Annotated in this window: 20 protein-coding genes, 1 tRNA gene and 1 other RNA gene; 13 read left to right on the top strand and 9 right to left on the bottom strand. The window is 59.3% G+C overall.

The window, feature by feature from the left end:
• A partial coding sequence (locus tag ACEK02_RS19860) for a hypothetical protein (RefSeq protein ID WP_371423283.1) occupies positions 1-1,043 on the top strand: 1,043 nt, incomplete at its 5' end.
• Between the two features lie 7 nt (positions 1,044-1,050).
• On the opposite strand, the gene ACEK02_RS19855 is transcribed toward ACEK02_RS19860, so the two are convergent.
• The 4 genes from ACEK02_RS19855 to ACEK02_RS19840 all read right to left on the bottom strand — a co-directional run bounded on the left by ACEK02_RS19855 (position 1,051) and on the right by ACEK02_RS19840 (position 4,021).
• Positions 1,051-2,007, bottom strand: coding sequence for a class I SAM-dependent methyltransferase (locus tag ACEK02_RS19855; protein ID WP_371423282.1), 957 nt, complete (start codon positions 2,005-2,007; stop codon positions 1,051-1,053).
• A gap of 382 nt (positions 2,008-2,389) precedes the next feature.
• Positions 2,390-3,202: a hypothetical protein gene (locus ACEK02_RS19850; RefSeq protein ID WP_371423281.1), complete on the bottom strand. Its 813-nt coding sequence runs from the start codon at positions 3,200-3,202 to the stop codon at positions 2,390-2,392.
• Positions 3,203-3,259: 57 nt separating this feature from the next.
• Positions 3,260-3,610: a hypothetical protein gene (locus ACEK02_RS19845; protein ID WP_371423280.1), complete on the bottom strand. Its 351-nt coding sequence runs from the start codon at positions 3,608-3,610 to the stop codon at positions 3,260-3,262.
• A gap of 141 nt (positions 3,611-3,751) precedes the next feature.
• On the bottom strand, positions 3,752-4,021 hold the full coding sequence (locus tag ACEK02_RS19840) for a helix-turn-helix domain-containing protein (RefSeq protein WP_371423279.1): 270 nt from the start codon (positions 4,019-4,021) through the stop codon (positions 3,752-3,754).
• Between the two features lie 621 nt (positions 4,022-4,642).
• On the opposite strand from ACEK02_RS19840, the gene ACEK02_RS19835 reads away from it, so the two are divergent.
• Positions 4,643-4,849, top strand: coding sequence for a hypothetical protein (locus ACEK02_RS19835; RefSeq protein WP_371423278.1), 207 nt, complete (start codon positions 4,643-4,645; stop codon positions 4,847-4,849).
• A 92-nt stretch (positions 4,850-4,941) separates the two neighbouring features.
• On the top strand, positions 4,942-5,538 hold the full coding sequence (locus ACEK02_RS19830; protein WP_371423277.1) for a hypothetical protein: 597 nt from the start codon (positions 4,942-4,944) through the stop codon (positions 5,536-5,538).
• A 73-nt stretch (positions 5,539-5,611) separates the two neighbouring features.
• On the opposite strand, the gene ACEK02_RS19825 is transcribed toward ACEK02_RS19830, so the two are convergent.
• Complete coding sequence (locus ACEK02_RS19825) at positions 5,612-5,788, bottom strand: hypothetical protein (RefSeq protein WP_371423276.1); 177 nt, start codon at positions 5,786-5,788, stop codon at positions 5,612-5,614.
• A 647-nt stretch (positions 5,789-6,435) separates the two neighbouring features.
• Between ACEK02_RS19825 and ACEK02_RS19820 the strand changes: the two genes are divergently transcribed.
• Complete coding sequence (locus ACEK02_RS19820; RefSeq protein WP_371423275.1) at positions 6,436-7,200, top strand: hypothetical protein; 765 nt, start codon at positions 6,436-6,438, stop codon at positions 7,198-7,200.
• A gap of 112 nt (positions 7,201-7,312) precedes the next feature.
• Here the strand turns inward: ACEK02_RS19820 and ACEK02_RS19815 are convergent, their stop codons facing one another.
• A complete protein-coding gene (locus tag ACEK02_RS19815) occupies positions 7,313-8,584 on the bottom strand; it encodes a helix-turn-helix domain-containing protein (protein ID WP_371423274.1) in 1,272 nt (423 codons plus the stop codon).
• An 822-nt stretch (positions 8,585-9,406) separates the two neighbouring features.
• Positions 9,407-9,496: transfer RNA gene (locus ACEK02_RS19810), tRNA-Ser, on the bottom strand.
• A gap of 170 nt (positions 9,497-9,666) precedes the next feature.
• Here ACEK02_RS19810 and ACEK02_RS19805 point away from each other — a divergent pair.
• Both ACEK02_RS19805 and ssrA read left to right on the top strand, forming a co-directional pair.
• On the top strand, positions 9,667-10,041 hold the full coding sequence (locus tag ACEK02_RS19805; protein ID WP_371423273.1) for a hypothetical protein: 375 nt from the start codon (positions 9,667-9,669) through the stop codon (positions 10,039-10,041).
• A gap of 38 nt (positions 10,042-10,079) precedes the next feature.
• Positions 10,080-10,432: a transfer-messenger RNA gene (gene ssrA / locus ACEK02_RS19800) on the top strand.
• Between the two features lie 67 nt (positions 10,433-10,499).
• On the opposite strand, the gene ACEK02_RS19795 is transcribed toward ssrA, so the two are convergent.
• A complete protein-coding gene (locus ACEK02_RS19795; protein WP_371423272.1) occupies positions 10,500-10,739 on the bottom strand; it encodes a hypothetical protein in 240 nt (79 codons plus the stop codon).
• Between the two features lie 379 nt (positions 10,740-11,118).
• Positions 11,119-11,373 carry a hypothetical protein gene (locus ACEK02_RS19790; protein ID WP_371423271.1) on the bottom strand — a complete coding sequence of 85 codons (255 nt, stop codon included), beginning with the start codon at positions 11,371-11,373 and terminating at the stop codon, positions 11,119-11,121.
• 571 nt (positions 11,374-11,944) lie between these two features.
• Between ACEK02_RS19790 and ACEK02_RS19785 the strand changes: the two genes are divergently transcribed.
• The 7 genes from ACEK02_RS19785 to ACEK02_RS19755 all read left to right on the top strand — a co-directional run bounded on the left by ACEK02_RS19785 (position 11,945) and on the right by ACEK02_RS19755 (position 19,239).
• On the top strand, positions 11,945-12,880 hold the full coding sequence (locus tag ACEK02_RS19785; RefSeq protein WP_371423323.1) for a septal ring lytic transglycosylase RlpA family protein: 936 nt from the start codon (positions 11,945-11,947) through the stop codon (positions 12,878-12,880).
• A 180-nt stretch (positions 12,881-13,060) separates the two neighbouring features.
• Complete coding sequence (locus tag ACEK02_RS19780; RefSeq protein ID WP_371423322.1) at positions 13,061-14,260, top strand: D-alanyl-D-alanine carboxypeptidase family protein; 1,200 nt, start codon at positions 13,061-13,063, stop codon at positions 14,258-14,260.
• 1 nt (position 14,261) lies between these two features.
• Positions 14,262-14,948, top strand: coding sequence for a dTMP kinase (gene tmk, locus ACEK02_RS19775; protein WP_371423270.1), 687 nt, complete (start codon positions 14,262-14,264; stop codon positions 14,946-14,948).
• Positions 14,945-15,991, top strand: coding sequence for a DNA polymerase III subunit delta' (locus ACEK02_RS19770; RefSeq protein WP_371423269.1), 1,047 nt, complete (start codon positions 14,945-14,947; stop codon positions 15,989-15,991). Before tmk ends, ACEK02_RS19770 begins: the two co-directional genes overlap by 4 nt.
• Before the next feature lie 72 nt (positions 15,992-16,063).
• Complete coding sequence (gene metG, locus ACEK02_RS19765) at positions 16,064-17,629, top strand: methionine--tRNA ligase (protein WP_371423268.1); 1,566 nt, start codon at positions 16,064-16,066, stop codon at positions 17,627-17,629.
• Between the two features lie 9 nt (positions 17,630-17,638).
• On the top strand, positions 17,639-18,445 hold the full coding sequence (locus tag ACEK02_RS19760) for a TatD family hydrolase (RefSeq protein WP_371423267.1): 807 nt from the start codon (positions 17,639-17,641) through the stop codon (positions 18,443-18,445).
• Entirely contained in the window at positions 18,442-19,239 is a 798-nt protein-coding gene (locus ACEK02_RS19755) for an MBL fold metallo-hydrolase (protein ID WP_371423266.1), read from the top strand. Before ACEK02_RS19760 ends, ACEK02_RS19755 begins: the two co-directional genes overlap by 4 nt.
• The last annotated feature ends 140 nt before the right edge of the window (positions 19,240-19,379 follow it).

Raw genomic sequence — 19,379 nt, 5'->3', positions numbered from 1 at the left:
TCACCGCCAACACGACGACCGACATTTGCGCGGCTCCAGCAGCCGTGCAGGTCATCACCGGCACCACGCCGATCAACAGTTTCGGGTCAACCTGCGCCGTCGGGGTGAGCAAGAAGCTCATCTTTAACAGTGCTACGCCGATCTCGTACAACGCCACCAGCATGATCCTGCCAGCGCAGCGGGATTACACTGCGGCGGCTGGCGATCTCGTGGAGGCGTTGCATCTCGGGTCCGGTAACTGGCGCCTGCGCGTCGACAAGATCGACGGCAGCAGCGTCACTAATCCAGCTGTGGCACTAGGTACTGTCCAGTACGGCTTTTACGGTGTTGTGCCCGCCAAGTCGGTGTATGGCGCCGGGCAGGCAATCTCCCGGGCGAGTTATCCAGATTACTTCGCGGCCGCCACAAGGGCGCAAACCGCGACGCTGACTTCTGGAAATGCCACGATTACATCAGTGTCGAATACGGCCGGCCTCGGCGCTGGCATGCCGGTAGAGGGGACCGGGATCCAATCCGGAACGACGATCGTCAGCGTAACGTCGTCGACCATCACGATGGACAAGACCGCAACGACCAGCGGGTCGCAGACCGTTCGGGTTATTATCCCTGGATACGGCAATGGTGGAGACTCCACGACCATTGGTGTTCCTGATTGCCAAGGGCGAGTGATGGCGGGTCGTGAGGGCACGATCGGTTCAGTGCCTGGCCGGCTGGATAACGCGACGGCAATGACCTCGACGCAAGGAGGAAAGAGCACGACGCTCGGCGTTGGAAATCTGCCGCCCTATACGCCGAGCGGGTCGGTTTCGACCGTGTTTAATAGCGGGCAGACGTTCTATGCCGGGACTGGCTTTACATCGGCCAGCAGTGGCGGCGGTGCGCAGCAATTGCCCGTCGTTCCTACCGACAGCTTCCTTGTGCAGCCAAGTCTATGGGGACTCGCATCATCTTTTTCCGGAAACGCACAAGGCGGAACCAGCACGCCGTTCACAAACGTGCAGCCGACATTGATTGCCGAGTGTGTCGTTGCGGTTCTGCCCTGATGACGAGCTAGTGATCGATCCGCGCAATGAGCGTACCCAATCTGCGGTGCAACCCTCTCAGAATCTTTAGCAAAGTTGGATATCGCTCAGTTTTGAGCTCGGTTTCGATTTCGCGCCTGGCAATATAGACGGTGCCGATGCTTGTTTCCGGGCAATGGCGCCTTTCGACGGCCCATCCACGTCGATTGAGGCTTTTACGGAAGTACGTTTCCGTAAAGCCGAGCTCAAGCCATCCGAAATTCCGGATAGCCCAAAGCGTTTGACCGTCTGATCTGATGCCCCACGGAGCATGGAAGGCATCAGTGATCGGCTCGGCAGCAAACACCACTATGCCGCCTGGGTTGACCAGCTCATCGAGCATATCGAGAAGGTCATTGTGTCTGGCGCAGTGGTGGAAGCATTCGAAGAAAAGTATGGCGTCGAACTTGCGCCCAAGCTTTTCGGCGTCGAGGAAGTCGCCTTGAACTACGCTGAGATTTAGCGATTTCCGACGCGCACGCTCTTTGATCAGCGCTACAAAGTTCTTCTCAATCTCGATGCAGGTAACGTCATAACCTGACCGTGCCAATGCTATACTCGTGTTACCCCATCCGGGTCCAAATTCAAGGACCGAAGATCCGGTCGGCAGTTTCATGCATTTGATGATGAAACCGACTCCCATTAAGTGGTCGCCGATCACTTCCCACCCCTGAGTGACGTAAGGAAAGGGAATGTCCGCAGACTTCATGGGATCGAATGACGTAATTTCGTTGTCAGTCGAATAGGTCTTTCCGGCAATCTTTTCGTAGATCGCGAATTGCTCGTTTCGATATTCTTCGCTGTCCGGGTCCTCAACCTTCGGAGGCGGAAACTCCATGCAGAATCCGTCGAACTCTTCCCGCAGTCTAGCGTCCGAAACGCGCCGGGCGTCCTCCAGCCGCACAAGATGCCGGTCAAGTTCGTCGAGATCGGAAATGACCTTCATCGTTTAACGCCCCCGATGCTCCGCTGAAACACGACGCGCGAACCGCGTGCCTTGGCCGAGCAGTTATCACACCCCTCTTATACAGGAAATACGCCATGGCCATCGCTGCCCTTGTGACGGTGCGGCCTTAGCGGTACCGGCCCGCATCTACTTCTTTCGGCTGGGGCGCATGACAATACAGAAGGTGCCCGTTCGTCCTAAAGCATTCGAACTTTCATCAACCTTAGCTTTCATCGCCTCGCACTCAGTGAGAGACTCGTAGATGGGGGCGCGCGCTAGTTCGTCTCTCCAGTTCTGATTGGGGTACTGGATCAGTAGGGCGTAGGCGAATTCGAGCATGTTCAAATTTCGATTTTATGGGTATCGCACCATTGGTGCTGCCTTAGCGCAGCACCGACGTTTCATCGTTTTCAAGAGGGTTTGATCTGTCCGCATACATAGCGGTCAAGCGTTCAGGCCCGGGATAATCGCCGGCCCAAAATTGGGGGACTGGAGCGATACCCAAGATGGTCGGTTCTAATCTCGAGATTTCAGAAGACAACAAACGTATCTCGTGCTCTACCCGAAAATATACTGCGACGCCGCCTTGGAATGCATTTCCCTTCGCTTTCTGCCAACGGTCTATACTGAACTCAGCCGTGTTTCCGCCCGGTAATGAAGATCTTACGACAGTCGTGGCCTCCATGGACCGATCAACGAAGTATCTTACGAGCGACTGAGCGTTCTGATCGCCCCATACCTGTGACCGATCCGCAACGAGGCGCTCGACGCTCTGGTCCAACCGCGCAAACGCCGTTTCCCGGCCGGCCGTCGCACCTAAGCCAGACAAAGCAAAGGATCGATCCATCACCTCTAAGTTTGCATTCACCCGCTGCACAAGGTGATTCAGTTGAATTAGAAAAGCGACGCGCGCTCTGAGTCTATCATAATGGTCGAAATTGTTCTGGCGGACTAGTTCGCCAAGCTGACGCTGCATTGGAACGACTGTCCGATAGGCAGCAATGCCCGCAACAATTGCGGCTAGTAATGAAACGCCCGCGCCCAATGCGTTGCCTGCGAAGCCTATCCAAGGATCGGCATTTCCGCTTGCTGTGGCATGCCAAACCGGGCCGGCAATGCCCAGCCAAATAATTGTCGATAGTATCCAAAGGATGGCGACGGCGGTCGCGATGCCCGGCCAGTTTCGATCTTGCATTATGTGCTCGTCAGATGAAACCAGTACCGCTTGGCCAAGATTCCTGCTTGCAGATTGTTAGCCGGCGGGGGCCCCTCGTATCCAAGCGAGGGTGGCGTCTAGCATTCCATCCTCGGTCATTTCGACCATGTTGCCCGATGCATCGTTCGTAATAAGAAATACTAAGTCGTCCGGTGAAGGCGATTCGAAGACAACGGTGTGAGTTTTTCCAGCTCGGTCCCTCAGCTTCACCTTTGCGCCATCAAGCATCGTTTCGATTCGCTTACCAACGCTCGCCGCAAACCTTGATGCGTCGTCGCCAAATTCCTGCGCGGCAATTACTTCGCGGCCAAGCTTATCGACCGCTGACTGCATATCGCTCGCGGCCGCTTCTCGCTGCTCTCTAGCTCTCTCTTCCAAGGTCTTCATAAAAGCCTCTCCGTGGGTCGGTAATTAGTTCGCGACGATACGCCCCACAGATCCAAGCGCAACCAGAGCTAGAGAGCAAGGGGCGACACCTTATCCATTAGGTGAGGCTGGCTTCCTTACACAAATTGGGGACGAGAAAGGTTAGCGCTTTGTGGGTCGTTTCGGGGCAGGCGCTGGGTCAGCGAACATCTTCTCGATCGGATAATCGAGGAACTGACAGATCGCAAAGAGCGTGCTGGCGCTTATCCGGTTTGTGGCGCGCTCGTATTTCTGGATCTGCTGGAAGGACACGCCGACGGCCTGACCCAAGTCGGCCTGGCTAAGTCCCTTCTCAGCGCGGATTTCGCGAATGCGTTTGCCTATTAGGGCGTCGACCGTCTTTGCACTTCGAGGGCTCAGAGGCTTTTTCATGCTTCGGAGAGTATCCCATGATCGGGACTCTTCCACATGATGAACCCGCCGCACTCATGCATGCAGATGACGCCGTCGGCGATGAGCTTGTCACGTCCGGCGGTGTACTCGGCGACGTTGCCGGCGCCCCCCCCTCAGGAAGGTTCCGTTCCATTCGCCTATCGACATCCGTCCCTGGTCAACCTGTAGCGTCTTGGCGATTTCCAGCAGTCTAGCGGCTGCGGCGCCGGGAGGAGGCTATCAACCTCACCCCAATCGACTGCACGTCCTCGCGTAATTGCCATGTTATTCGGGTAGATGACACCAGATAGGAATATAAGTTGACACCTGAGCTCAGGCCCTGTAGGCTCAAGCCTCGCTTGCGAGCCTGACGTAGTCAGGTCCGCTTGAGCCTACAGGGCCTGAGGCGGCGGCACCCAATACCAAATTTTTTGTATGTGTGGTGAAGACTTGCAAGTCGTTGAAATAGCATGCAATTTATGTCGTGTTAACGTTTGGGTTATATTGTTTCGTCCATTCCGCCACGTTGACGCCATGAACGAACCCTGCTTCAACCGCAACTAACGCCCTATATGCACGTTGTGACTCGCCGATCGTGGCGAAATATAAAGGAGACTGCAGATGACCGAGCGTGAAAAGTTCATGACTCGGCTTGCAAAGGATCGCGCTGCTGGGCTGGTAGACCTAAAGTTTTTCTTCCACCCAACTCGTGCCTTTGAGCCGGAAGAAATCTTTGCTGCCATGAATGAAATCGAAGAAGCGATCGATGCCGGTAAGTGCGTGAAACATTCGGGTTGGAATGGAAACGCCCCGCGCCTTGACGCGTGACAGATTTAAAACGTATGCAAAGGCGGGCTTTTAGCCCGCCTTTTTTTTGAGCTGAGATTAGTGGGCAGATGCTAAAATCCGCGACAACAGTGATGGGAGAGATCCTGAAGTCCCACCCAAAGGGCATTCAGGATATCGAGATGTTCGCGAACATCGTTATCATGATGACCGGCGTCGATAACGTCAGGTTCGTCGGATATGACGTGCCCGTGACTAATCCGATTCTCGGCTCCTTTCGACGATTCAACCATATTCCCGGCGCTTATCTTCCAGACGAAAGTAACGTTGAGGTAAGGTACGCGCTGCATCTCGATGATGCTGCAAAATGCTTGGTAGTAGTTAAAGAGCTTTGCCATTCGCTAGAAGCCCCAGATGGAGCGCACGCCGTAAGCGAAGAAGGTCTTGATGATCTTGTAACCGCATTCTCGCTTTTCAGCGGAGACGAAGAACCGGATTATGAGCTTCACGCTTTCGGAGTCGAAATGCTGGCTCTGTTAACAGCAATAGAAGTGATGTGCCCGCTGCCGCGCCGCCGCTATTTGAGCAACAAATACGGTGCTAATTTGGATTACGATCTGATCTGCGCGAACTACGGCTTATCCAGCTTGTGGGTGCAGGCTTGTTTCAAGCCTAGATACATGCAGCGGATGGAAAAAGTTTATATTCAGTACGGTTTGAAGCACGACTAAAGCAAAAAACTCGCTCGAAGTCGCGCCACATCACTAGCCAGCTGTCAATGCCATCAAGAGTTATCTGGCCGGGTTACAACTTCATCGCAGGGAGGTCCACTTCCAACCACTCATCCTGCTGGTCCAGATACTTTTGGGTGTCTCCGAGGTCAATCTGCCGGGCGATCGCGTTGACGTGTTCTATCGATTTACCTTCTGCGTCCGGACGTTGCCGTCTGCGCAGTTTGTCGATTTGGGCTTTCATATCCATCACTGACCTCTTGGTTTCCGGTCAACCATGGATCATCCCATGGCAAATCCAAAACGGAGAAGGTAGGGTTGCTCGAACCGTTACGGCTCACTTGTCAGACCCCTGCAATGCGATCCACATGCATCGCTGGTCCCAAAGCGCCCCCAAGAGGGGATAGACTTTTTAACCAAATCAGATGAGCATAGCGGTCGGGCTTGATAACCCTGCGAAAGCTATAGACCGCGATTCCCTGGCAGGAATTGCCTGAACGCCTGGCAGCGTTTGGGCGGCGGTTGACCGTGAGGCGCGCTAGCGTGCGCCCCAACCTGGCCATTATGGCCGGGAGGGCCGCGCTATGTCCAGAGGGGAAACCCTTAAAGGCGCCGTCGCCTGTAGCTTTCGCAGGTTATCAACTCCCGGCTGCCGGTCTGACACCGGCGAAACGGCCTTGATAAGCCGCGACGAAAGCATCCCGCCATGACCCTAGCTAGACCCACGTTTCCGCCGCGTGCGGAGCCCACCAGCGCCCCAGGCGCGTTCCCATCGTGCCAGGCGCCCTTGATTCCAGATAGTCGGCCAAGCGCAGCCCAGACCTCGCCGAAGAAGATCGAACCGGCTGCCGGCTCCGCGACTTTCTCCACGGTGCAAAAATGAGAGGGAGATCATCCATGAATATGATGACGAGCGCTGCTGCGATCACCGCAAACGCCAAAAAGATCACGCCGAAGGGCAGGACGATCCTTCAATTGATCAATGACCACAAAGCCGCAATTGCCGCCACGGACGTTGCTTTGCACCGCTACAGCGATATGGAGGAGACGATACCGGCGGATCGTCGGCAAGGCGACCTCCATTGCCGTGTTGTCACCGAGGTCGCTACCGACGATCCGCGATGGACCGCAGCTTGCCACTCATTCAACAATTGCTTCAACCATGCGGACGAAATAGCGCTGGCTATGCTGAATGCACCCATCTGCAGTTTATCGGAATTGGCTGCGTTGATGGCATACGCCGGCGAACGCATAGAACAAGGGCATTTGTGGCCTGAACGCGTCAAGCAGACGCCGGATGAAGAGGATCCTAAAGATTGGATCGAACTCGTCCTGATCAAGGCGGCCAAGACGCTGCGCATATTGAACCGCGATGCGCCGGCCACGAAGGACAGCGCCGGCGTCGACAACACAAGAATGTGTCGCGCGTTTAGTGCTCTCGAGCCAGATCTGCGTGATCTTGCGAGACATACCCGACTTGCGGTGAACCAACTTCATAGCGCGGTGGGTGATCTGCGATGCTCGGGGGGCGAATACATCGAGGTCCCCAACTATGAAGCTACTGATCTAGCTATATTCGTCGTGGGGCAGGCTGCGGATGCAGCGAAGAACCTTGAAGCGCTGTATGATCGTCTTTGGGACGATGCCGCGCGAGATATGTAAGCCTTAAGTCATCAGGCTCGATGTCGCTCGTTAAAAAGACCCGCCGGAGCGATCCGGAGGGTTTTCACTGAGTGAGAAGAAGGTTCGTAAAGTCCTGACTTGCGTAGAAATGTTATAGCCCGGCATCTCCGAAAGCTAAGTCCCACTCCACATTCAGCTTTGATGATCGAAAGGAGCCAAAGAGGTCGAATACCTCTCGCTCAATAACATCGAAGGCGGCGGGGAATTGGCTACGGCTCCCGACTGAATACGGGCCTAGCTTGACTTGATTCCAAGGTATCTCAACAAAAGTTTCAAAGGCGCCATTGTGTGAGGGCACGGCCGGGTTGCCCGCTTTGTGAAAGCTGCCTGTCAAAACGAAATCAATATCCGGGCGCCCATGGAATCGGCGCAGCCACTCTGACAATACAAATCCATGCGCAATAATTGCATTGAACCAAGACGGGTGCAGTCGTGCGTCTTCGCAAACAATCGACATCGTAATGACTCCGTCGGCGCGCACCTCTACCTCCGAACGCTTTCCCGTGTATCCACTCGAAAATGAGAGCGTTCGGTATTTGCGTTTCCATTGATTTGTCCAGGCTGGGACATCGACTAGGCTGTTTAGCGACAGCACCGGTAATCGTTTCGGCTTTTCTGTCACGAGGTCTGGCAAATTATCGATAGCCATGTCGTCCGAGCTGACGAAAGAAAGCTGGAACAACAGGCCATTGGTGCCGAGCATATTCGTGTTGGAGTCCGGTTGTCTCAGAACGCCGCGCTGCCAGTCGCCCGCGAGATTTTTGGCGCGCTCCGATTGATTTTCGATAATAGCAGTCACTCGTTCTAGACGAGCGCGTCGCTCGTAGAACATCGATTGCATGTCACGCATAGTAAGAGGCTCTGAACTTGCACTCCTCCGCACGAAGGCGCTGGGTGGTCGCCCAACACCGTGCGGCGCCGATGGAGAGGATCCCACGCGCAACACGATCACGCCATTTCCATCTTCGGCCTCCACGCCCCTTACTTCAAGGGAGAGTAGCGGCGGATCGACAATGCTTCGCAGGGCCTGCTCCAACCGTTCCGCGCAATCAGATACGCGAGGAATGTACGGTTCGAAGATTGCCTTAGCTCTTCGAGGCGTATCGTCGCTCTCTTCGACTCCCAGTATCAAAACCCCACCGTAGGCATTGGCAAAGGCGACTATTTCCTTTGCGATATCGTCGCGAGCAGCGTTTCCCACTGATTTCTGGTCTACCATCCAGCGGTCCGGTCGACCGTCGTTCGTAGATAGCGAGCGCTTGAACTCTAATCTTACTCCTTCTTCAGTTTCTCGTTCTACCAACTCGCTAATATCGGAGAATGTGATGTGTGTTATTGGTTTGGTGAAGATGTCGCCAGTCATGCTGAAGTCCTGACAAAGTTGGGCACTGAAGAACTGCTCCGTTCAAGCTTTCTTATCGTGAAGCAGTTCTGCCGCGATATTGCTCGATCATTGCGGCGGTCACATCGTGCGGGTAGCAAAGCGGCGCTGCTCCGCCCGGACGCGAGTAGGCGCTCCGAGATCCGCAAGAGCGGCCGTTGCGCATTCGATCATCAGGGCACGCACACGGGCGACCGCCGGAATAGTAAGCTTGGCGGCTCGCCGCGACGAGGATCGCGGCGATCGCTGCTGCGGTGAGGAATGTCTCCGTAGCTCGCTTATTGTCTACCGTCGGGATCGGCTTCGCAGGCGCGCTTTGTACGGGAGCTGAGGGCACCGCCGGTGGTGCGAGAGAGAGTGGCTGTTGTGTCTGTGTTGCCTTAGTCGCCGTGGGCAAGGGGGGAGCCGAGGGCGAGGAAGGCTTTGCGGCGGATGAGGGCGGAGTGAACAGAGCGACCGGGGCCGAATACTGAGTTGCTGGCGCCGAAGGCTTTGGCGCATCACTCCGACCAAGCATATAGGCGCCGACAATTGCGACGCCGACCATTGCGATAAGTCCCTTGCCCACCTTCGCCCCCGTTCGACGTCAGTGAAGCACAGGGTGCAACCTTGGGGAATAGGCCAGCGTGACCACTGTGGGGAAGCCTGTCAGCTTCTCACCGGCGGGTTATTCTAACAGAAGTCGACAGGGCAGGTGGGAAGGTTCAATGAAGACGGCGAACCCTGCAGAGTGCACCTTGAAACGTGCGCAAGAAGCCATGCAAATTATAAAATGTAGACAAATCAATGTATTGGGGGCCGATTTGGCGGAAAGGGTGGGATTCGAACCCACGGTACCCTTGCAGGCACGGCGGTTTTCAAGACCGCTGCCTTAAACCACTCGGCCACCTTTCCGTCGTGGGACAGCGCTTAGCAAAGCGGCCTGCCGAGGGAAAGAGAGGATTGTGCCGGGATGGCCGGCCAGGCGCTGAAATCTGCGGGACAGGTGATTCTCAAGAGCGGTCGGTACCGGCGGGGTGGGCGTGCTAAGCAAGGCCTGACGATTCTGAACGACGGAGACCACCATGGCAAACCCGACACCGCGCGCCGACGCCTTGCGTGCGATGCGCGAGGCCAAGTTCGAGGCCGCGCAGCGACTGATCAAGGAGGCGGGCAAGGCTGCTGCTGCCACGGAGAGCAAGCCTGCGCCTGCGGCGAAGAAGGCGCCTATCGCGAAGCTTGCCGGGGAACCGGCTGCCGAGGTTCCGGCGGTCGAGACGCATGGTTCAGGACCTCAGGCCGCTGACCTGCTGCCCGTCGATGCTTCGGTTGCCGACGTCAAACCCGCAAAGACCAAGGCACCTAAAGGGGCACCTAAAGGAAAGCCGGCCAAGGCAGAGGTAGCCAAGAACGTTGCCAAAAAGACCGCCACCAAAAAGGGTTCCGGCAAGAAGGCCTAGCGGCCAGCGGCATTCTGCCCGGAAAGCAGGGCGGACCGAGCCTAGATTTCGCCTGAGATCGCGCCTATATCTGGTTCGTCGCAAGACGATGGCGCTGAACCTCTCAATGGACTGCGGGCAGACCCGGGGGCAGTACCCGGCGCCTCCACCTCAGCAGCTCGCGATCTCACCCAGGTGAGATCGATTTCGCCGGACGGTGAAATGCACGGGCTGCTCAGGCGGGGGCGAAACAGGATCGATGGCCGCGAAGAAGTTGAGAATTGTGCTCGGCATGATACCGCCGTTATCGGGTCAAAACCTAAATGCAAACGATAACGTTCGCATGAACGAAGTGCGCCTCGCGGCGTAACCGTTCGGGGTAGGTCCACCTTGCAACAGAACGGCCATGGCCGCGTCAACCTTCGGGTTGGCGCGGCTTTTAATTTGTGGAACAGCGAGCGTGGCACTTCCGCGCGCGTTCAATGCCTGGTCTTGCCGCCCTGCAGGAACGGCCGCCGCGCATTTTCGTGTTTCTGGTAGAGTTCGAGCCAGCGCCGGTCTTCGGCATGGGCCCATTGTTCGGGCGAGATCCCAGGCGGGCGGCCGTGACCGATGGTGCCGTCGAGGCGGATGAATTCCGCGGTCTCCTCCACGGTCAGTCCGATCAGTACCCTGATGCCCTGGTCATTCAGCTCATAGCTGTCGTCATCGTCGATCATGCCGGCAATTGAGCAGGGCTGTCGGTGCGGTCAATGCAATTGCGGGCTTAACCTAACCGATCAACCTTACCGGCTGCATGTGCGCATGATCGTCGGCAGCCATCCACGTCACCACGCGATGGTGCCTGCTTTGCTGCCAACTCGCGTCGCGTCACCACGAACGCGCCGCGCGCCGATGCCATGCTTGCCGTGGGCGCCTAAATTGTCACCGGAGCCACGACGCAATTTTAACAGATTGCACGCTCACATTCGTGTCGTTCGGTCGATGCAATGGAGCAGGCAATGGCACGCAATTTCGGCGTTCCCCGACAGTTCACCCCGCAGACGCAGGCGCCCGTCTGGCCGCTGTGGATAATGGCTTTCGCGGTCGTCACCGTCATCAATGCAGCGACATTCCTTCCGCACTAGCGGGAGCGGGCGGGTGATCGCCCGGCGCTGCATCCGGAAGACGCCACGACCCGAGCACATAGAGCTTCATGCTGTTGTGGAAGCGCGATGTGACGACGGTGAAGATGGCTTCGGGATGTTCGGCCCAGATCGCGATCTGGTAGAGCGTCACGATCAGGTGGCCATCGCGAAACTTGTACTCTCCCGCACCGGTGATCCCGCCGCAGTCCGTCCTTGAAACGTCCATCTCCATCCCCAAAATCCTGCCGCCAGAATCCAGCCCAGGAATCCCGTCGGCGCGTTCTGCGATCAAATCAAGATCGTGCGCGATCGTTCAACTAACAAATAGTTGAAATCGACCGGGGCGGGCTGCGGAAATTAATCTCCGTTAGCGGCGAGCTGCAAATTCAAACCAAACGGCGGCGGGGATTTTAAAAATCACCCTATATTGCTGTGCCCAACGAAAATGCCGGGGGGCTTTGTGGTGATCGAGACGTTGGTGTTGCTGAGTGCTGTGGCCGGTGTCAGCTGCCTGCTGGTGGAGGTCTATCGCAGGCGTCAGGACGTGCTGTACGGCCCCTATATCCGCCGCGAGTGGCGCGATTGATCGCGCGCGGTGTGTGCAGCGCGAGATGATTACCCGTTGTACGGGCCAAAATACGACATCCTCTGTTTACCATATCGGGCCTCTCCCCATTTTCGCCGCGATCCGGCTGCGATATATTCATCACTTGATGCGGAAGTGGGCCGCATCGGGGATTATGGCCGTGGGGATGCCCGGATATGGGCAGGCGGCCGCTGGAATGGTATTGGGGCGTATGGGGATTCGTGGGTCACATCGACTCGGCCAGGCTGTTCAGGCAGCAGCGGCCATCAGCGCCTGTCTGGCGTTGGCCAATTGTTCGTCCTCTTCCACCAGCTTCAGTCGTCTCGATCCGAAATATGGCGTTTCGAGCAGCCCCCGCGTGGTCGGGATGGGCGAGCCGGTTCCCAAGGGCGGCGGCACTTATCGTGTCGGCAAACCCTACACCGTCGCCGGCAAGCTCTATGTGCCGGAAGAAAACATCAATTACCGCGCTGAAGGCATCGCATCCTGGTATGGCGACGCGTTCCACGGCCGTCTGACGGCCAATGGTGAAGTGTTCGACATGGCCTCGCTCACGGCGGCCCATCCGACGCTACCGATACCGAGCTATGCGCGCGTCACCAACGTCAATAACGGCAAGTCGCTGATCGTGCGTGTCAACGATCGCGGCCCGTATCACGGCAACCGCCTGATCGACGTCTCGAACAAGGCGGCCGAACTGCTCGAATTCAAGGGCAACGGCACCGCCAAGGTCCGCGTCGAATATGTCGGCCGCGCGCCGCTGGAAGGGTCGGACGATCGCCAGCTCGTGGCCACGCTGCGTACCGGCGAACCCGCACCGTCGCCATCATTGGTCCGTGTCGCATCGGCACGTTCCTTCGTGCCCGATATGCAGGGCGGCCGCGTTGTCTCCCGTGACGTCCCGCTGCCGGAAGGGCGTCCGTATTCGCTTGGCAATACGCCGGCCGATATGGCCTCGATCCGTTCCACGTCGGAAATGTCGGCGTCGAGCCGCATCCGGACCGCCTCGGCGCCGCGGATGACCGAGAACCATCGCGCAGTCTCCTATGAGAGCAATGCTGCTTACGCTGCGCCTGCCGAGCCGGATGACGGCACCGTCGATGCACGCGGCGCCCAGGCCATTCTGTCCGGCCGCGGCCTCTACTAAGCAAGTCCGTCCTTCATTCCCGATATCGTGACGGGCGCAGCATGGTGCCCTGACGTGCGTTGCACCTTGCCGCGTTGTTTGCCGCCGGTGATCCTGTTAAGACCTGAGCACTCAGGACAGCACATGGCATCTGGCTCTATCCCGTTGAAACGACCGCAATTCGCCGCGCTGAGCTGGCGTATGCTGCTGGCTGCCCTGGTCGCTTTCAGCGTCGCTCTCGGTCCGGCGCAGGCTGCGAACCAGAGCGTGCAGGGCGCCAAGAAAGTCGTCGAGGACGGTGGCTACGACACCGATGCGCCGACCGCGATCCTGATCGAGGCCGGCTCCGGCAGCGTGCTGTTCGAGAAGAATGCCGACGAGCTGCGCGCGCCCTCCAGCATGATGAAGCTGATGACCGTCGAGCTGGTGTTCGACGCGCTGACCCGCGGCGACATCAAGCTCACGGACGAGTATCGCGTCAGCGAGAATTCCTGGCGCAAGGGCGGCGCGCCGGCCGGCGCGTCGACCATGTTCGCCGCCATCAACAGCCGCGTGCCCGTCGCCGATCTGCTGCGCGGCGCCATCATCCAGAGCGGCAACGACTCTTGCATGATCCTGGCCGAGGGCATCGCGGGCAGTGAGGCGGCTTTCGCCGAGAAGATGACGGCCCGAGCGCGTGCGCTCGGGATGCCGAAATCCACTTTCGCCAATTCGAATGGCCTGCCTGACCCCGGCAACAAGATGACGGTGCGCGAGCTTGGCGTGCTCGCCCGCCACATCGTCCGCACCTATCCCGAATTCTACAAGCTGTTCGGCGAACGCGAATTCACGTGGAACAAGATCCGTCAGCAGAACCGCAATCCGTTGTTGGCGACGTTCGAGGGCGCCGACGGCTTCAAGACCGGCTACACCAAGGATGGTGGCTACGGCATGGTCGGCTCGGCCATTCGCGACGGCATGCGACTGATCGTGGTGATCAACGGTCTGGACGATCCTGACGATCGCGCGACCGAAGCGAAGAAGCTGCTGGAGTGGGGTTTCAAGAATTTCGAGGCCCGCACGCTGTTCGCGGCCGACCAGACCATCGGCTTCGCCAAGGTGTTTGGCGGCGAGAGCCGCTCGGTCGCGCTTTCGGCCCGGGAACCGGTCAAGGTGATGGTGCAGAAAAATGGTACCGACAAGCTGATTGCACGCATCGTCTATCAGGGCCCGGTGCGCGCGCCGGTCGAACCCGGCCAGCCGGTCGGCGTGATCAAGGTCTGGCGCGGCGCCAATATTGCCGTGGAGACGCCGCTCTATACGGCGGCCGCCGTCAGCACGGGATCGACCATGCGGCGCGCCGTCGATGGTGCCGGCGAGCTGGTGATCGGACTGTTCCGCGCCGGCGCCGAGAAGCTCTGACATGACGGAGACGCCCACGACACCGCCGCCGCGCGGTCGCTTCGTCACTTTCGAAGGCGGCGAGGGCGCCGGCAAATCGACCCAGATCAAAATTCTGGCCGACAGGCTTGAGGCGGAAGGCAAACGCGTCATCGTCACCCGCGAGCCCGGCGGCTCGCCCGGCGCCGAGATCATCCGCCATGTAGTGCTGTCGGGCATGGGCAAGCTGCTCGGGCCCGAAGCTGAGACGCTGCTGTTCGCCGCCGCGCGCGACGATCACGTCCACGCGGTGATCGCGCCGGCGCTGGAGCAGGGCATCTGGGTGCTGTGCGACCGCTTCTCGGATTCGACGCGGGCCTATCAGGGCCGGCTCGGGCATGTCTCGCCAGAACTGCTCAACGCGATGGAGCGCGTCACCATCGGAGGGCTCAAGCCCGATCTCACGGTCATTCTCGATATCCCGGTGTCGATCGGCATGCGGCGCGCAGCAGCGCGGCGCGGCAATGATGTGCCCGACAGGTTCGAGGCCGAGGGTATCGCCTTCCATCAGGGGCTGCGTGATGCGTTCCGGCAGATCGCAGCCGATGAACCGCAACGCTGCGTGCTGATCGACGCTGATGCAGATCCAAAGATCGTATCGAACAATATCTGGGGCGTGTTGCGCCGCCGCCTTCTGACGCCGTCGAACCAAGAGGCCACGCCGGCATGAGCGCAAAGTCATCGGAGCAGACGATCTCGGTCCCGCATCCGCGCGAGACGACGGCGCTGTTCGGCCATCAGGACGCCGAGGCCACGCTGCTCAATGCCTATCGCGGCGGGCGCATTCCGCATGCGTGGCTGATCGGCGGCCCGCAGGGTATCGGCAAGGCAACCTTGGCCTATCGCATGGCGCGTTTCGTGCTGGCGCACCGCGACCCTGCATCGCCGCAGGTCCAGGCGGCAGAGTCGCTCGCGCTCGATCCGATGCATCCTATCGTGCGCCAGGTCGCCGCCGAATCCCATGGCGGCCTGCTGACGCTGGAGCGTTCGCTCAACGACAAGGGCGTGATGCGGACGGTGATCACCGTCGATGAGACCCGCGAGACCGTATCGTTCTTCGGCTCGACCGCCGCCGTCGAGGGCTGGCGCGTCTGCATCGTCGATACCGTCGATGAGCTGAACGCTAACGCTGCCAACGCGCTGCTGAAAGTGCTCGAGGAGCCGCCGCTACGTTCGCTGTTCCTGCTGGTGACGCATGCGCAGGCGCGCGTGTTGCCGACCATCCAGTCGCGCTGTCGCAAGCTGGCACTGCGTCCGCTTTCCGTCGGCGATGTGACCCGCGCCACGTCGCAGGCCGCCGAGATCGAAAGCAGCGATCCCTTGCTCAAAGAGGTCGCCGAAGCCTCCGAAGGCAGTGTGTCGCGCGCTCTGAATCTGCTGGGCGGCGGCGCGCTGAAACTGCACCAGCGCACCGCATCGCTGCTGAACACGCTGCCCCATGTCGATCCGCGTGAGCTGCATGCCCTCGGCGATGCGCTGGGGACCAGCGACCGTGTCGCGCTCGGCGCCTTTGTCGACAGTGTCGACCGCTGGATCGGCGAGCGCATGCGGGCCGATGACGCCAATGCCAACGCCAATCTGCCCCGCCTTGCGCGGCTGGCGGAGGTATGGGAAAAGATCAACCGAGCCGCGCGCGAGACCGAATCCTACAATCTCGAGCGAAAACCGCTGGTTTTCTCGGTATTTGGACTACTCGCGGAAGCAACGCGCTGATCGCTGCGAGACTGGTTTCCGCCAATCCGCGCTCCACCAAGATCGTCTTATTCAAGGTCCGTAAAGTCAGCCATGACATCTGCAACCGATGCAACCCGACCGGCGTATTTTCTGACAACGCCGATCTTCTATCCCAACGGCGTGCCGCATATCGGTCATGCCTATACGGTCATGGCGACCGACACGATTGCCCGCTTCCAGCGGCTCGACGGTTACGATGTCCGTTTCCTGACCGGAACGGATGAGCACGGTCTGAAGATGCAGCAGACCGCCGTCAAGGAAGGCCTGACACCGCTCGAACTGGCCGACCGGAATTCTGCGCGTTTTCGCGAGATGGATGCTGCGCTCAACATTTCCTATGACGACTACATTCGCACGACGGAGCCGCGTCACGAACGCGCCTCGCAGGCGCTCTGGGTCGCGCTGGAAAAGGCCGGCGCCATCTATCTCGACAAATATGCCGGCTGGTATTCGGTTCGCCAGGAAGCCTATTTCGACGAGGCGGAAACAACGCTTGGCGACGATGGTGTCCGGCGTGAGCCGCTCGGCTCGCCGGTCGAATGGACCGAGGAGGAAACCTATTTCTTCCGTCTGTCCGCCTACCAGGACAAGCTGCTCGATCTGTATGCGCGTGTTCCTGATTTCGTATTGCCGCGCGAGCGCCTCAACGAAGTGACGAGCTTCGTCAAAGGCGGCCTGCAGGACCTGTCGATTTCGCGCACCACGTTTGACTGGGGCATCAAGGTGCCGGGCGCGCCCGGTCATGTGATGTATGTCTGGATCGACGCACTCACCAACTACATCACCGCGGCCGGCTATCCCGATGTCGATGGCGAGAGCTTCAAGCGATACTGGCCGGCCAATCTGCATGTGATCGGCAAGGATATTGTTCGCTTCCACGCGGTGTACTGGCCTGCCTTCCTGATGGCTGCCGGGATCGATGTCCCGCATCGCGTTTTCAGTCACGGCTTCCTGCTCAACCGTGGTGAGAAGATGTCGAAGTCGGTCGGCAACGTGGTCGATCCGATCGGCATGGCGCAGCAATACGGCGTCGACCAGATGCGCTATTTCTTCATGCGCGAAGTCTCGTTCGGGCAGGACGGCAGCTACAATCACGAAGCCATCGTCAATCGGACCAATGCCGACCTCGCCAACGATCTCGGCAATCTGGCGCAGCGCTCGCTGTCGATGATCGCCAAGCAATATGGCGGCGTGCTGCCGGAGCCCGGCGACTTCAGCGACAACGACAAGGCCATCCTGGCGCAGGCCGATGGCATGCTGGAGCTCGCACGTACCGCGATGGCGACGCAGCAGATCCATCAGGCGCTGAATGCGGTCTGGGCTGTGATTGCCGAAGCCAACCGCTATTTCGCGGGCGAGGCGCCGTGGGCGCTGGCCAAGACCGATCCGAAGAAGCAGGCGACGGTGCTCTACGTCACGGCGGAAGTCGTGCGTCAGGTTGCGATTCTGGCGCAGCCGGTGATGCCGGCGTCCTGCGCCAAGCTGCTCGACGTGCTCGGTATCCCCGAGGGCGAACGCAACTTCACGGCAATCGCAACCCGCATCAAGCCGGGCACGCAACTGCCGACGCCCACCGGCGTGTTCCCGCGCTATGTCGAGCCTGCGGCCGCGAGCTGAGTTTGCGTGATGCTTGTCGATAGTCACTGTCACCTCGATTTCCCGGACTTCGCCGAAGACCTCGACGGCATCGTCGCGCGTGCGGAAGCCGCAGGCGTCGGCAAGCTCGTGACCATCTCGACGCGCGTGCGCCGCCTGCCGGCGCTGCTCGCGATCGCCGAGCGGTTTCCGAATGTCTATTGCTCGGTCGGCACTCATCCGCACAATGCCGACGAGGAAGACGGCATTTCCGCAGAAGAGCTGATCGAACTGACCGGGCATCCCAAGGTCATCGCGCTCGGCGAAGCCGGTCTCGATAATTTCTACGAGCACGGCTCATCGGGGGCGCAGGAGCGTGGCTTCCGTGCCCATATCGCCGCGGCCCGCGCGACCGGATTGCCGCTGGTGATCCATACCCGTGAGGCGGATGAGCAGTGCGGCATCATTCTCGAAGACGAGATGGCCAAGGGTGCGTTCAAGGCTGTTCTGCATTGCTACACCGGCGGACGCGAGCTCGCGATGAAGGCCATCGACATGGGCCTGTCGATCTCGTTCACCGGCATCATCACCTTCAAGAAATCGCAGGAGCTGCGCGACCTCGCGGCTGAGCTTCCCGCCGACCGCATCATGGTCGAAACCGACGCGCCTTATCTGGCGCCCGGCAAATGGCGCGGCAAGCGCAACGAACCGTCATATGTCGTCGAGACGGCGAAGGTGCTCGCGGAGACCCGCGGCGTGTCGCTCGAAGAACTGGCCCGGCAGACCACCGAAAACTTCTTCCGCCTGTTCAGCAAGGTACCTGCCGAGAGCGCACCTGGCGCTGGCGTGCCGGCATGACATTGGTGCTGACCATCCTCGGCTGCGGCTCGTCGGCGGGCGTGCCGCGCCCGGCGCTGGGCTGGGGCGCCTGCGATCCCGCCAATCCAAAAAACCGTCGCCGTCGTTGTTCGATGATGGCGGAACGGATCGGACCCGAGGGCGTCACGCGTGTGGTGATCGACACCTCGCCGGACCTGCGCGAGCAGCTCATCGATGCTGATGTCGATGATATCGATGCGGTGTTCCTGACGCATGAGCATGCGGACCAGACCCACGGCATGGACGATCTGCGCTCCGTGGTGCTGAAGCGCCGCAAGCGCATTCCCGTCTATATGAACGCCTCGACGGCCACCGACATCATGCTGCGCTTCGGCTACTGCTTCGTATCCCCGCCGGGCAGCGACTATCCGCCGATCCTCGATCGCCTCGACATCGAAGCCGGCGAAAGCCGCACCATCACGGGGAAGGGCGGCGATCTGACGCTGACAGCGTTCCTGGTGCAGCATGGCAACATACCGGCGCTGGGCTACCGGATCGGCAACACCGCCTATACGCCTGATCTCAACGACATCCCGGAAGAGAGCTGGCCGGCGCTCGAAGGTCTCGATCTCTGGATCGTCGACGGCCTGCGCTACACGCAGCATCCCAGCCATTTCAGCATCAGCGATGCGCTGCGCTGGCGCGACCGCTTCAAGCCGAAGCGGACGGTGATCACCAACATGACGGCGGATGTGGATTACGAGACGGTGCGCAAGATGCTGCCGGAGGGTGTGATGCCTGCCTATGACGGGATCAGGCTGACGATAGGATAGCTTAGCGCCGAACATTCCGGGCTTCCGGGTTCACTCGCCTGCGGCGAGCGCCCCGGAATGACCAGTGGGTCGGTGGAAGCGGGCGCCTAGAGCGTTTCACGTTTTTATTGAAGCGTATCCGGCGTTGGCAAAGTAGTTTT

Origin of the sequence: Tardiphaga sp. (assembly GCF_041424195.1) — a bacterium.
GTDB lineage: Bacteria > Pseudomonadota > Alphaproteobacteria > Rhizobiales > Xanthobacteraceae > Tardiphaga.
Note: the sequence above shows the minus strand (reverse complement) of the source record. Positions and strands in the feature narration are given on the sequence as shown.